Consider the following 14034-nt stretch of genomic DNA (forward strand, 5'->3'; position numbering starts at 1 on the left):
CGATGAGTCGTTCGCGCCCGCTTTTTCGCTGGATTCTGACGCCGCTTGCGGTCCTGCTGGTCGTCATCGCCTGCGTGACGACCGCCTGGCGTGTCATCGCCTGGCAGAGCGACCGTCTCGCGCCGTGGGCGGTGTCGCAACTGGCCGAGTCACTCCACGCGAAAGGCGAGCTCGGGGGCCTGTCGCTCGATCTTCACCGCCTCGACCCTGCCATCGGTATCGACGATCTCGCCCTCTCCAGCCGGGGCGGGCAGCCGCTGCTCCAGGTCGCGCAGCTGGACGCGCGACTCGATACCGGCGAGAGCTGGCGCCAGCGCTTTCCAGTGCTGGCCCAGGCCACGCTGCGAAATCTCACGCTCCACCTTTACCCCAGCGCGAACGGCGGCTGGGGCTGGCCCGACGGTGCCGGCGCCGGCTGGTTCGGGGGGGACGACACCCAGAGCGAGAGCGAAGCGACGACGTGGGATGAGTGGCTGCGCCGCATGGCGCATCAGCACGCCCAGATCGAGGGCGCCACGCTCGTGCTCCACGGCGCCGAGAACACCGCCCGCGTGCGTCTCGATCACCTGCAGTTGGCGAGCGAGGCGGGGCGGGCATCGCTCGAAGCCGTGCTCGAAGGTGGCGCGGGGCGCCTCGGACTCGCCGTCGAGGATACGCAGTCTGCCGAGCCCCGCGCACGCTTCGTCACGTCGATAGCGTTCGGTTCTCTCTCATCGGCGCTCTCGACGTTCACCTCGGTCTACCCGACCGGCGTGGCCGAGCTTCAGGGAGACGCCGAAATCGCCGGCGTCTGGGCGAACGGCGGCGTGCAGCGGGCGCAGGGCTCACTGGACGTGCCGCAGATCACGCTCATCGATCGACAGCGTGAGGTCTCGCGAAAGCTCAGCGATCTGTCTGTCGATACCCGACTGGATCGCGATGCCGATGGCCGCTGGCAGGCTCGGATCGAGGATCTGGGGCTCTCTAGCCCCGGTCTGCCTCCGGTCGAATGGCCGGCGGACTGGCAGGCGCAATCGACGCGGGACGGATGGTGGCTGCGAACCTCGCCCTTCGAGCTCGACGGCATCACCGCCTATCTGGCACTGCTGCCGCTATCGCGCGATCTCGCCGAGACGCTGGTGGGGCTTGCGCCGACCGGCCACGTCGATAGCCTCGAGGTCGGTCGCAGCGATGGCGAGTGGTACGCGCAGAGCGCACTCGAAGGCGTGTCGGTCTCGCCCTGGGACGACATTCCCGGCGGCGGGCCGGTAGACGCCTGGGCTACCGTTCGCGGACGCAGCGGCAGCGTCACCTTTGCCGCCGGCGACGACGCGCACTTCGCGATCCCCACCGTCTACGCCGAGCCGCTCGATCTCACCGCGGCCAGCGGCGTCATCGATTGGGCGATCACCGACGACGGCGCGGTGCTCAGCGGTGAGCGGCTCGAAGCCGGATGGCGCGGGGCGAGCGCGACGGGTCGCTTCGGTCTCACTACCTACGAAGACGAGGCCAAGCCCGGTCATCTGCTGCTCGAGCTCGACTTCGGCGGCGCCGACGCCCGCAACTCTCGCGTGCTCTCCTGGCTACCGACGCGTGTCATCGACGATCCCGACCTGCGTGAATGGTTCGGCGGCGACATCGGGGGCATCGTCGAGCGCGGTGCACTCCGGCTCTCGCTGACGCTCTCCGAGCAGGAGGCGCCGGACGGCCGAATGTTCGTCAATCCCGACGACAGCCTGGCGCTGTCGCTGGATATCGCCGACGGCCGGCTGCAGTACGACCCCGAGTGGCCGGCGCTCGAGCGGGTCTACGGCCATCTCGAAATGCACGACATGAACGTCCAGGGCCACGTCACGCACGCCATCAGCCACGGTCTGACGACACGGAACGCCACGGTGACGCTGGAGGATCAGAATCTCGTCGTCGACGGCGACATTCGCGGCAGCAGCGGCGGTCTTCTGGATTTTCTCGGCAATGCGCCGATCGAGGGCGCCGACGAGACCTTCGGTCTCTGGCAGAGCGAGGGTGATATCGACGCCAGGCTGCATCTGAGTCTGCCGATGGACGAGCAGAGCGATCCCGAGACGGACATGCGGGTCGAGATCGATGGCGACCTCGACGTCGATAGCCTGACGTTCCCCGAACTGTCGCTGACGCTCGGGGCTATCGATGGGGCGCTGCGCTATCGGCGACGCGGGGGGGAAGACTTCATCGACGGCAAGCTCGGGGCACGCGCGTTCGAAGGTCCGCTGCTGGCCGATTTCAATATCGGCGGCGCCGCCGGCCCGGCGGGTATCTCCCTCGATGGGCGCGCCCGTGGCGCTGGCCTGCTCGACTGGGCGGGGCTTTCGAGCGTGGGTGGGCTGCTGGAGGGAACCTTTCCGTACACGGCGCAGATCGCGTTCGACGACGACAACAACGCGAGCTTCAGTCTGCGGAGCGATCTCGAGGGACTCACCATTGCGCTACCGCCGCCGTTCGGCAAGGGCGCGGCGCATCCCGAACCGCTCGCCGTCGATGCGGACATCGCCGCGGGTACCGGTCGAGTGACGCTAGGGGAAGCGGGACTGGCGCGCTGGCGCACGCTCGGCGAGCAGGTTCAGGGGCAGGTCTGGCTCGAGGGGTGGCCCGGCGAGACCGCGGCCTGGCCCAGTGGGCCCGGCTGGTACGTGCTGTGGCGACCCAACCGGTTGGATACCCAGCGCTGGGCTCAGGCACTGACCGAACTGGGGGCGGCGGATGCGGCGCCCAGCGAAGACGGTGTACCGACATCGATCGACGAAGACCTCGAGACGGCCGAGCCCAAACCGGTCAATGACGGCGGCGGTCTGAAAAGAGTGGCGCTCGCCACGCCCTGCGTGCTGGTGGAAGGGCGTTGCCTAGGCGGGCTGCAGGCTGATGCTTCACCGCTCGGCGATGGCTGGCAGCTCTCCCTCGACGGCGGCATCGTCTCGGGAAGCGCGAACTGGCAGCCGAGTGCCGCGGTCCCCGTCGATGTCGATCTGGCGCGCCTCAATCTCGATGCCCTGATGCCGGATGCCGACGATGGTGATGGGGAGGGCGAAGCGATAGGCGCGACCCTGCTGGATCGCATCGCGATCGCGCCGGCGCCGGCCGCCATGCCGGCGGCCCTCGACCAGGTGCCCGCCGGCCACGTGCGCATCGACGAGTTCCTGCGTCAGGGCCAGCGTTTCGGTCCGCTGGACGCGCAGTGGCGGGTGACGGGCGATCGGCTGCGGCTCGCGCCCCTGAGTCTGCAGCTCGGAGAGATTGCCGCCAGCGGGGCGCTGACCTGGGAGGGAGCCGGGGAGGCGAGTCTGACCCGGGCCGACCTCGACGCCAGCGGCGGCGATGTGGCCACCGCGTTCCGCGCCCTGGGTGCGCCGGTACCGATTGCCAGCGAGCGTGCGCAGGCGAGCGCGCAGCTCTCGTGGCCCGGTGCGCCGTGGCAGTTCGCGCTGCCTCGCGCGAGCGGTCGCGCCCAGGTCGATCTCGACGAAGGGCGGCTGCGCCAGCTCCACTCGTCGTCGGCCAAGCTGGTGGGGCTATTCAACCTCGACAACATTCTGCGCCGGCTGCAGCTCGATTTTTCCGATGTCACCGACGGCGGGACGGCTTTCAATCGCCTCCACGGCAGCGCTACGCTGTACAACGGCGTGCTCGAGACCCAGGGGCCCCTGGTCATCGACGGGGCCTCGACGCGTTTCACGCTGGCCGGGAGTGTCGATCTCAACCGTCAGCGTATCGACCAGCGCTTGGGTATCACCGTGCCCGTCAGTCAAAACCTGCCGCTGGTCGCAGTACTGGCCGGCGCGCCCCAGGTCGGGGCGGGGCTGTTTCTCTTTCATCAGCTGTTCGGCCAGTGGGTCGACAGCGCGACACAGATCTATTATCGCGTCGAGGGCCCGCTCTCCGACCCCGACATCCAACTGGAGAGCGCGGAGTGAGTCGGCATCGTCAAGCCGGCGCACGCGACGCTCGAAACCTCCTCAACCATCGGGAAAGTGCGCAATGACAGTCGTGCAGAGCAACTCCTTCGAACAGGCGTCGGCCCAGCTGCTGGCGCCGGGCGGGCTGGACACGGCCTCGCTCGAGGCGGGCCTCGGTCACGCCATGGGGGCGGGCATCGACTATGCCGACCTCTTTTTCCAGCGCACCTGGCACGAGATGTGGGTGCTCGAGGATGGCGAGGTCAAGGATGCCAGCTACAGCATCGACGGCGGCGTCGGCGTACGCTCGCTCTCCGGCGAGAAGACCGGCTTCGCCTACTCCAATCAGATCGACGCCGACGCGCTGGTCGAAACCGGGCGTACGGCCTGTGCCATCGCCCGCAGCGGCGAGCGCCATCAGCCGGCGAAGATCCAGGCGGTGAGCGCAACGCCACGCTACGCAGGCGTCGATCCGCTGAGCGGGCTCTCTGCCGAGGAGAAGATCGCCATGCTCAAGCAGGCGGATCGCGTCGCGCGCGCCGCCGACCCCGCGGTGGTCCAGGTGAGCGCATCACTGACCGGCGTGCACGAGGTGGTGCTGGTCTGCGCCAGCGACGGGACGCTCGCCACCGACATCCGGCCGCTGGTACGGCTCAACGTCAGCGTAATCGTCGCCCGGGACGGCAAGCGCGAACGCGGTAGTGCCGGGGGTGGCGGTCGCTATGCCATGAGCCGACTGCGCGACGAGGGCGTGGCCGAGTGCTACGCCCGCGACGCCGTGCGTCAGGCGCTGGTGAACCTGAAAGCGGTCGATGCGCCGGCGGGGCAGATGCCGATCGTGCTGGGCAACGGCTGGCCCGGCATTCTGTTGCATGAGGCGGTGGGTCACGGTCTCGAGGGGGATTTCAACCGCAAGGGGAGTTCCTCCTTCGCCGGCCGTCTCGGCGAGCAGGTCGCGTCGCGCGGCGTGACCGTGGTCGACGACGCCACGCTCGCGGACTGCCGCGGCTCGCTCAGCGTCGATGACGAGGGCACGCCGGGTCAGTGCACACCGCTGATCGAGGACGGCATCCTCACCGGGTACATGCAGGACAAGCTCAACGCGCGGCTGATGGGCATGCGCCCGACCGGCAACGCCCGTCGCGAATCCTACGCCCACGTCACCATGCCGCGGATGACCAACACCTGCATGCTGGCGGGTAACGACGATCCCGGCGAGATCATCGCGAGCGTCAAGCGCGGCATCTACGCGGTCAGCTTCGGCGGCGGCCAGGTCGACATCACTTCCGGCAAGTTCGTGTTCTCGGCGTCCGAGGCGTATCTGATCGAGGATGGCAGGATCACCGCGCCGGTGAAGGGCGCGACGCTGATCGGCAACGGCCCGGAGGCGATGTCGCGCGTCTCGATGGTCGGCAACGACATGGCGCTGGATACCGGCATCGGTATCTGCGGCAAGGAGGGGCAGGGCGTGCCGGTGGGCGTGGGCCAGCCGACCCTGAAACTCGACGAGATCACGGTCGGCGGCACGGCGTCTTGAGATCGTCCCTTCTGCGACCGTCTCGTTCGTCGAGCGGCCGCGCCGATGCGAAAGCGCGGTGCGGCTCGCTTAGAGACCCTTGGTGTCGCGAATCAGTTGGAACAGCTTGCGCGCGCTGGCGGGAGGCTTGCCACGTTGGCGCTCGCTGCGTGCGTTACGGATCAGCTGGCGCAGCGTCTGGCGATCGACGTCGGGGTGGGCTTCGATGAACGGTTCGAGCGCCGCATCGTCGTCGATCAGCGCGTCGCGGGTCTTCTCGAGGCGGTGGAAGGCGGCGTTGCGCTGGTTCTGTTCCTGGTCCATTGCGTCGAAGGCGGCGCGAATCGCTGCGCGATCCTCCTTGCGCATCACTTTGCCGACGTACTGCATATGGCGGCGGCGGCCCTCGTGGGAGCGGATGCGCGAGGTCTCCTCGACCGCGGCGATCATCTCGTCCGATAGCGGCAGGCGGGCGCGAATGCCCGGATCGAGCGCGATGATCCGCTCGCCCAGCGCCTGGAGCTCCTGCATTTCATGCTTGCGCTGGGTCTTGCTGAGGGGCGCATCGTCGTCTTCGAAATTCATCTCTTTACCATTCACCGCGAGTGAGGCCGGGAGTATATCAGCCTGCGCAACGCGACCCACCTTCGGTGGCGTTCATGCGCGTCTCGCGGTGTCATCGGATCTTTCTGGGAGTCCTTGATGAGTCAAACCTTCGATGCCGTGGAGCAGCAGTCGCGCCTGGAAGAGCGGGCAACGGCGGCGCTGGATCTGGCCAAGCGCCTGGGAGCGGACGCCTGTGAGGTCGGCGCCAGCGTGGATCAGGGGATTGGGATCGGCGTTCGCCTCGGCGAGACCGAGTCGATCGAACTCTCCCGCGATCAGGGAATCGGGGTGACGGTCTACGTCGGCAAGCGCAAGGGCAGCGCTTCCACCTCCGACGAGAGCGACGCGTCGATTCGCGCCGCGGTGGAGAAAGCGGTCTCCATCGCGCGCTATACCGGCGAGGATGCCGCCGCCGGGTTGGCGGACGCGAGCGAGATGGCGACGGCGCTGCCGGACCTCGACCTTCATCACCCGTGGGCGCTTTCCACCGACGAGGCGGTCGAGCTGGCACTTCGCTGTGAAGCGGCGGGGCGCGAATGCGAGGGGATCACCAACAGCGAGGGCGCCAATCTCTCCTCGTCGGAGATCGTGACCGTCTACGCCAACAGCCACGGTTTTCTCGGCAGCAAGCGCGGTACGCGCCACTCGCTGTCGTGTCTGCTGATCGCCGGCAGCGGCGATCGCATGCAGCGCGACCATGACTACACGACCGGGCGGCGCGCCGATTCGCTGGAGAGCCCGGAGACGGTGGGTCGCCGAGCCGCCGAGCGGACCTTGAAGCGCCTGGGCGGCGAGTGTCCCAGGACCGGGCGCTTCCCCGTGCTGTTCTCACCGGAAATGGCGCGCTCGCTGGTGGGCAATCTGCTCTCGAGCATCAGCGGCGGGGCGCTGTATCGCGAATCGTCGTTTCTCTGCGATCGGCTGGGCGATACGCTCTTCCCCGAGTGGTTCTCTCTCGGCGAGCGGCCTCGAGAGCCGGGTGGCCTCGCCAGCTCCGCCTTCGACGGCGATGGCGTCGCCACGCGAGACAACGTATTCATCGACCAGGGGCGGCTCGCCAGCTACATGCTTTCCGCCTATAGCGCGCGACGACTCGGCATGACGACTACCGGTAATGCCGGCGGGGCGCGTAACGTGCGGGTACAGGCCCCGGCCACGCCGATCGACGAACTCCTGCGTCAGATGGGCACCGGCGTGCTGGTGACCGAAATGATGGGGCAGGGTCTCAACCCGGTAACGGGTGACTACTCCCGTGGCGCGGCGGGTTTCTGGGTCGAGAACGGCAAGCTCTCGCATCCGATCGAGGAGTTCACGGTTGCCGGCAATCTCGAAACGATATTTTCGGGGCTGGTGGGCGTGGGTGACGACATCGACCGGCGCAGCAGTACCCATACCGGCAGCTGGCTGATCGACTCCATGACCATTGCCGGTCAGTAGTCTTCGAGCCGAAAGCGACGATTGCGTCGGCATCCAAGCGCGGTCGACGACGACTCCGCACGACGAAAAACGCCAGCGATCTTGTATCGCTGGCGTTCGTCTTTGCGGCATGCCTTGAACTGATTTCGCGGCTCTCGGCTTTCCAGTTCTCGACTCTCGACTTACGGCTTCAGCTCTCCAGCCGTTCCTTGGCGTAGGTGATTTCGGTCTTGCCGTGGGGCGCCGGTTCGCCGTCGTCACCGAGATTCACGAAGACCATCCGGTCGATGGTGAGAATGCTCTTGCGGGTGATCTTGTTGCGTACCTGGCACTCCAGCGAAATCGAGGTAGTGCCGAAGTGCGTGGCGGTGATGCCAAGCTCGATGATATCGCCCTGAACGGCGCTGGAGACGAAGTTGATCTCCGAGATGTACTTGGTCACCACGCGGGCGTTGCCGAGCTGAATGATGGCGTAGATCGCCGCCTCTTCGTCGATCCAGCGCAGTAGACTCCCGCCGAACAGCGACCCGTTGGGGTTGAGATCCTCGGGCTTGATCCATTTGCGGGTGTGAAAGTTCATGGATGTCTCCGTGAGCGTCGACCGAAGGCTACAGATAGATGGCCGTGGCAAGGCCGAGGAAGGCAACGAAGCCGACCACGTCGGTAATCGTCGTCAGCAGTACCCCACCGGAAAGTGCCGGGTCGATCTTGAGTCGTTTGAGCAGCACCGGGATCAGGGTGCCGGCGAGTGTGGCGACCGTAAGATTGATCACCATCGCCATGGCGATCACCTGGCCGAGGCGGATGTCGTCGAAACGAAAGACCGACATTGCGCCCACGACCACCGCCCAGATCATGCCGTTGGTCAGGCCGACGAGCAGTTCTCTGCCCAGTAGCCAGCGCACGTTGGCGCCGGAGACATGGCCGAGCGCGATGCCGCGGATGAGTACCGTCAGCGTCTGCGAGCCGGCAATTCCCCCCATGCTGGAGACGATCGGCATGAGCACCGCGAGTGCGGCGATCTGCTGAATCGTATCCTCGAAAAAGCCGATCGCGATCGACACGATGGTCGCGGCGATCAGGTTGATGCCGAGCCAGACCGCACGGCGTCGACTGGTGCGTAGCGCCGGGGCGAAGGTGTCCTCGTCCTCGTCGAGGCCGGCCATGCTCATCACCTGGTGCTCGGCGTCCTCGCGGATGACGTCGACCACGTCGTCGATGGTGATGCGACCCAGCAGCTTGCCATCCATGCCGACCACCGGGGCCGAGATAAGGTCGTGCTTCTGGAAGAGCGTTGCCACGTCACTGTCGGAAGCGGTGGCCTGAATCGCATGGAAGTCGGTCTCCATCACCTCGCGTACCAGCATCGAGAGATCCGACACCAGCAGCCGGTTGAGCGAGAGCATGCCGATCAGTTCATCCCGACGGGTCACTACCAGTAGGGTATCGGTGGCATCCGGCAGGCGCTCGTGACGACGCAGATAGCGCATCACGACGTCGAGGGTGATGTCCGGGCGAATCGTCACCGCATCCGGATTCATGAGGCCACCGGCGGTGTCTTCGGGATAGGAGAGCACCTCTTCGACCCGATGGCGCTCCTGCGCCTCCATCGACTGCAGGACTTCCTGGATGACGGTGTTGGGCAGCTGCTGAAGCAGGTCGGCGAGGTCGTCGACATCGAGGCCTTCGGTGGCGGTGAGCAACTGCTCGGCATCCATCCGGTTGAGGAACTCGACCTGGACGTCGTCGTTGAGGTACTGCAGCACGTCGCCGTGCAGCTCGGGGGCGAGCAGGCCCCACAGGATCTCGCGTTCCTTGGGCGGAGAGGATTCGAGCAGGTGGGCGACGTCGACCGGTGCGAGGCCGCGATTGAGCATGCGTCGGGCCTGGTCGAGCGCTCCGCTCTCCAGGGCTTCGTTGAGCTTGGCCAGCCGTGGCTTCAGCTTCTGCGGGTTGCGGCTCATCCTGACGTCATCCTTGAACGGCTGGCGGGGCCTGCATTCTACCATCGTCGAGGGAAATGACGAGGATCAAAAACAGTGTTCAAAAACCCGGGATCGATCTATTCGTCTTCGAAGAATCGGGCGTCGAAGAGGGCCTGGATCGCCAGCATGGCGTCCTCTTCGTCGCGGCCTTCGGTGACGATCGTCAAGGGGGTACCGCAGGGGGCGGCGAGCATCAACAGCGACATGATGTTGGCGGCATCGGCGGCTCGCTCGCCATGGTGCACGGCGACGCGCGCATCGAACGGCTGGCAGCACTGCACGAGCTTGGTCGCGGCCCGGGCGTGCAAGCCGCGGCGGTTGGTGAGCCGCAGTTCACGCGTCGGCATCGCGCGTCCGGGTGGCAGCGGGCTGCTCGAGGCGGGCGGGTCGGTCGAGCGCGGTGTGGATGCCGAGCTCGCGGTGACGCAGACGGATATCCACGCCCTGATGCTCGAAGTGGCGCGCCAGACGTTCGATGAGATAGACCGAGCGGTGGTGTCCCCCGGTGCAGCCGACGGCGATGGTGAGATAGCTGCGATGGCTGGCGAGGTAGGCCGGTAGCCAGCGTGTCAGCCAGGCGTGGATGTCCTCGGCCATGGCATGAACGTCCGGGTAGCTCTCGAGAAATTCGACGATCTGAACGTCGCGGCCGTCGTAGCTACGCAGGTTCGGGTCCCAGAAGGGATTGGGTAGGCAGCGCACGTCGAAGACCATGTCGGCATCGAGCGGCACGCCACGTTTGAACCCGAAGGATTCGAAGGTCAGCGTCAGCCGGCCACCGGCGTGTTTGGCCACCTGTTCCGAGATGCGTCCGCGCAGATCGTGAACCGAGAGCCCCTGAGTATCGATGACCAGATCGGCGACGCGTCGGATGGGGGCGAGATACTCCTGCTCGCTGTCGATGGCTTCGGCGAGCGTCATGTCGTTGCCCCGCGTCAGCGGATGACGACGACGGGTCGCCGAATAGCGCTCGAGCAGTACCTTGGCGTCGGCCGTCAGATAGACGACCTGAGAGTCGATGCCCCGCTGGCGAACGGCATCCAGCAGCATGGGAAAGCGTTCCAGCGATTCGGGCAGGTTTCGCGCATCGATGCTGACCGCAACGCTGGACCGCGTTGGCGGCGCGGTACGCAGCTCGTCGATCAGCGGTGCCAGCAGATTGGCCGGAAGGTTATCGATGGCGTAGTAGCCCAGATCCTCCAGCGCCTGGAGCGCGATGGATTTACCCGAGCCCGAGCGACCGCTGATGATGACGAGTTGCATGGCTATCCGTCTTCGACGTCTCGGTGATGGCGTATGGCCTCGACCAGTGCCTGGTAGAGCGCACGCTGTGAGTCGGCCTGACGCAGCGCCTGACGTACGCTCGTTTGACTCATGATGCCGGCGACCTCGGCGAGCAGCGACAGATGGGCGTCATCGGCCTCTTCGGGTACCAGCAGCACGAAGATCAGATCGACCGCCTCGCCGTCGATGGCGTCGAAATCGATCGCATCCTCCAGCCGCATGAACCCTGCCACCGGTGACTTGCAGTGCGGGCTGCGTGCGTGGGGAATGGCGACACCGTTGCCGATACCCGTGCTGCCCAGTCGCTCGCGACCGATGAGGCGGCTGAAGACTTCCTGGCTATCGAGACTCGGCGTGTTCTGTGCGATGAAGGTGCTGAAGAACTCCAGCACCCTTTTCTTGCTACCCCCCGTCACGTCGAACAGCGTCCGTTCGGGGGGCAGGATCGTTTCCAGTGTGATCATCAGGCGTCAGCGGGCGCCAGCGCCTTGGGCGCGGGCTTGTGCCTTCTCTTTGTGTTTGACGAGTTGACGGTCGAGCTTGTCGGCCAGCGCATCGATGGCGGCGTACATGTCGACGTCACTGGCGTCGGCGTGTAGATCCTTGCCTGCCGCGTGCAGGGTGCAGGCCGCTTGCTGTCGCTCTTTCTCGACGCTGAGCGTGACCTGGACGTTGGTGATGTTGTCGTAGTGACGTTCGAGACGCTCGAGCTTTTCGCCGACGTAGTCTCTGAGTGCATCGGTCAGCTCGACGTGATGGCCGGTAACGTTCACTTGCATGGCACGCTCCTGTTGCGGCAGTTGGCCCTTCTGATTGTAACCCTTTTCCCACTGGTGCAAAGGCATGGGCGAGGTTTCATCGACGCCATCGTTCTCGCGACCGCGCTCGTTCACGGATTCGTCCTCAGGAGAGCCGTTTGCGCTCGCTGGAGGAGGGGATGCCCATCGCCTCGCGATACTTCGCCACGGTGCGCCGGGCCACGTTGATGTCCGCTTCGGCGAGCAGCGCCACCAGCTTGCTGTCGGAGAGAGGTTTGCGCGCCGGCTCCTCGCCGATCAGCTTTTTCAGCCGCGCCCGAATCGCGGTGCTCGAGACGCTGTCGGCGTCGCCGCTTTGACCGCCCACCTGGCTGGAGAAAAAGTACTTGAGCTCGAACACCCCGCGCGGGGTATGAATGAACTTCTGGGTCGTCACCCGCGAAATCGTCGATTCATGGAGTTCGACGCGCTCGGCGATGTCGGCGAGGATCAACGGTTTCATCGCCTCTTCACCGCGTTCGAGAAACGCGACCTGGCGTTCCATGATCTCGCGACCGACCCGTAGCAGGGTGTCGTTGCGACTCGAGAGACTCTTCATCAGCCAGCGCGCTTCCTGCAGATGCTGGCGTAGAAAGACGTTGTCATCGCTTTTGTCCGCCCGTCGAATCAGGGCGGCATAGTCCGGCTGAATGCGCAGGCGCGGCAGGGCGTCGGCGTTGAGCTCGATGCGCCAGCCCTCGGGCGTTACGCGGGCGATGAGGTCCGGAATGACGTAGCTGTTCCCCGTGCTCGCGAAACGCTGCCCCGGGCGAGGGTCCAGGGTTCGGATCAGCGCGATGACCGCATCGAGTTCGTCGTCGTCGAGCCGCAGGCGACGCTTGAGCAGGCGTCGGTCGTCGGCGGCCAGCGCCTCGAGAAATTGCCGGACCAGACGCTTGGCCTGAACCAGCAGCGGGGTGTCGGCGTCGAGTACATCGAGCTGCAGCAGCAGGCACTCACGCAGGTCTCGCGCGCCCACGCCGATCGGATCGAAACGCTGGATTCGCGACAGGATGCGCTCGAGCTCCGCCGTCGACACCGGTTGAATCGCGTCTTGCAATCCCGCCGCCAGCGCCTCGAGCGAGTCGCCGAGGTAGCCGTCGCTGCCGATGGCGTCGATCAGATAGGTCGCCAACGCCGCGTCGCGCGGGTCGAAGTCGCCCATCGCTAGCTGCCACAGCAGATGCTCGCCGAGGCCGACGACGGCTGCATTGCGATCGAGATCGGGCGCTTCGCCCATCGATTCGCTGGCGGCAAAATCCTGATAGGTGTCGCCCCAGTCGCTGTCGACGCTGAGCTCTGCCGGGATGTCGCTCGCCCAGTCGTCTTCGGCGGGCTCGTCGAGGAGCTGTTCGCCGTACTCCTCTTCGAGCTCGAGCAGGGGGTTACTCTCGAGCGCCTGCTGAATCTCCTGGCGAAGATCGAGCGTGGAGAGCTGCAGCAGCTGTATCGCCTGCTGTAGCTGCGGCGTCATCGTCAGCTGCGTGCCGACCTTGAGTTGCAGTGAGGCTTTCATGGACATGGCGCTAACGTCGTCGGTCGCAACAGTCAGCCACTACCGTAATGCCGAACCTCGCGACTTTCAACGATTGACATGCAACAAGCATGCCAGCGGTTCGGTCATCGTTTCTCGCAATAGTGTCGGCGCCCGCCAAGGGGGGTGTTGGGGCGAGGTTGTTCGCCGCGCCGGCGGCGAAGGCGGGCGCCGCCGGCAGAAGGGGCGGTTGGCTACCTGGTAGGGGCGAGGGGAAGAGCACGACCCTCGGCGTCAAAGGCGGAACTCGTGCCCCAGATAGACCTCTCGAACGCGCTGGTTGTCGAGAATCGCCTCCGGGCGCCCCTCCGCAATGATCTGCCCGTCGCCGACGATATAGGCGTTGTCGCAGATGTCGAGCGTCTCGCGAACGTTGTGGTCGGTGATGAGAACGCCGATCTCGCGGTCGCGAAGCTGGCGAATGATGCTCTTGATGTCGCCGACCGAGATGGGGTCGACGCCGGCGAACGGTTCGTCGAGCAGGATGAACGCCGGTTCGGTGGCCAAGGCGCGTGCGATCTCGACGCGTCGGCGTTCGCCGCCGGAGAGCGACATGCCGAGATTGTCCCGGATGTGCTCGATGTGGAAGTCACCGAGGAGTTCCTCGAGGCGTTGGCGGCGGCCGGCGCGATCGAGGTCCTTGCGCGTCTCCAGAATCGCCATGATGTTGTCGGCGACACTGAGCTTGCGAAAGATCGAGGCCTCCTGGGGGAGATAGCCGATGCCGGCCCGGGCGCGGTCGTGCATCGGCGCGCGGCTCAGGTCGCGCTCATCGATGTGGACGCTGCCGGCGTCGGCCTTGACCAGGCCAACGATCATGTAGAACGACGTCGTCTTGCCGGCGCCGTTGGGGCCGAGCAGGCCGACGATGCTTCCCTGGCGCAGGGTCAGGCTGAAATCGTGGACGACGCGGCGTCCCTTGTAGCTCTTGGCCAGGTTGGCGGCCGTTAACGTTTTCATCGATCCTTAACCTCGGTTCACGCCGGCG

12 protein-coding genes are annotated in these 14034 nt (G+C 66.0%); 3 read left to right on the top strand and 9 right to left on the bottom strand.

Annotated features, from left to right (window positions below; genetic code table 11):
* The first annotated feature begins 2 nt into the window (after window positions 1-2).
* Entirely contained in the window at window positions 3-3926 is a 3924-nt protein-coding gene (locus DOM33_RS09560; protein WP_110668233.1) for a YhdP family phospholipid transporter, read from the top strand.
* A 64-nt stretch (window positions 3927-3990) separates the two neighbouring features.
* Window positions 3991-5445: a metalloprotease TldD gene (gene tldD, locus DOM33_RS09565; RefSeq protein WP_110668235.1), complete on the top strand. Its 1455-nt coding sequence runs from the start codon at window positions 3991-3993 to the stop codon at window positions 5443-5445.
* 69 nt (window positions 5446-5514) lie between these two features.
* On the opposite strand, the gene yjgA is transcribed toward tldD, so the two are convergent.
* Window positions 5515-6009 (bottom strand): ribosome biogenesis factor YjgA, encoded by a 495-nt coding sequence (gene yjgA / locus DOM33_RS09570; protein WP_110668237.1) that lies wholly within the window; start codon window positions 6007-6009, stop codon window positions 5515-5517.
* A gap of 117 nt (window positions 6010-6126) precedes the next feature.
* Here yjgA and pmbA point away from each other — a divergent pair, with 117 nt between their 5' ends.
* Window positions 6127-7467 carry a metalloprotease PmbA gene (gene pmbA, locus DOM33_RS09575; protein WP_110668239.1) on the top strand — a complete coding sequence of 447 codons (1341 nt, stop codon included), beginning with the start codon at window positions 6127-6129 and terminating at the stop codon, window positions 7465-7467.
* Window positions 7468-7636: 169 nt separating this feature from the next.
* Here pmbA and DOM33_RS09580 read toward each other — a convergent pair whose 3' ends face one another.
* The 8 genes from DOM33_RS09580 to lptB all read right to left on the bottom strand — a co-directional run bounded on the left by DOM33_RS09580 (window position 7637) and on the right by lptB (window position 14006).
* Window positions 7637-8026, bottom strand: coding sequence for an acyl-CoA thioesterase (locus DOM33_RS09580; RefSeq protein WP_110668241.1), 390 nt, complete (start codon window positions 8024-8026; stop codon window positions 7637-7639).
* A 28-nt stretch (window positions 8027-8054) separates the two neighbouring features.
* On the bottom strand, window positions 8055-9410 hold the full coding sequence (mgtE, locus tag DOM33_RS09585; RefSeq protein ID WP_110668243.1) for a magnesium transporter: 1356 nt from the start codon (window positions 9408-9410) through the stop codon (window positions 8055-8057).
* 98 nt (window positions 9411-9508) lie between these two features.
* Window positions 9509-9778: an HPr family phosphocarrier protein gene (locus DOM33_RS09590; protein WP_110668245.1), complete on the bottom strand. Its 270-nt coding sequence runs from the start codon at window positions 9776-9778 to the stop codon at window positions 9509-9511.
* Window positions 9765-10694, bottom strand: a complete 930-nt coding sequence (rapZ, locus tag DOM33_RS09595; RefSeq protein ID WP_110668247.1) for an RNase adapter RapZ — start codon at window positions 10692-10694, stop codon at window positions 9765-9767. The genes DOM33_RS09590 and rapZ overlap by 14 nt, the downstream gene beginning before the upstream one ends.
* A gap of 2 nt (window positions 10695-10696) precedes the next feature.
* Window positions 10697-11176, bottom strand: coding sequence for a PTS IIA-like nitrogen regulatory protein PtsN (gene ptsN / locus DOM33_RS09600; protein ID WP_110668666.1), 480 nt, complete (start codon window positions 11174-11176; stop codon window positions 10697-10699).
* A gap of 9 nt (window positions 11177-11185) precedes the next feature.
* Window positions 11186-11494: a ribosome hibernation-promoting factor, HPF/YfiA family gene (gene hpf, locus DOM33_RS09605; RefSeq protein ID WP_110668668.1), complete on the bottom strand. Its 309-nt coding sequence runs from the start codon at window positions 11492-11494 to the stop codon at window positions 11186-11188.
* A 124-nt stretch (window positions 11495-11618) separates the two neighbouring features.
* On the bottom strand, window positions 11619-13034 hold the full coding sequence (locus DOM33_RS09610) for an RNA polymerase factor sigma-54 (RefSeq protein ID WP_110668249.1): 1416 nt from the start codon (window positions 13032-13034) through the stop codon (window positions 11619-11621).
* Between the two features lie 246 nt (window positions 13035-13280).
* Entirely contained in the window at window positions 13281-14006 is a 726-nt protein-coding gene (gene lptB, locus DOM33_RS09615) for an LPS export ABC transporter ATP-binding protein (RefSeq protein WP_110668251.1), read from the bottom strand.
* Window positions 14007-14034 lie beyond the last annotated feature (28 nt).

The sequence above is a fragment of the Salinicola halophilus genome, assembly GCF_003206155.1.
Classification (GTDB): domain Bacteria; phylum Pseudomonadota; class Gammaproteobacteria; order Pseudomonadales; family Halomonadaceae; genus Salinicola; species Salinicola halophilus.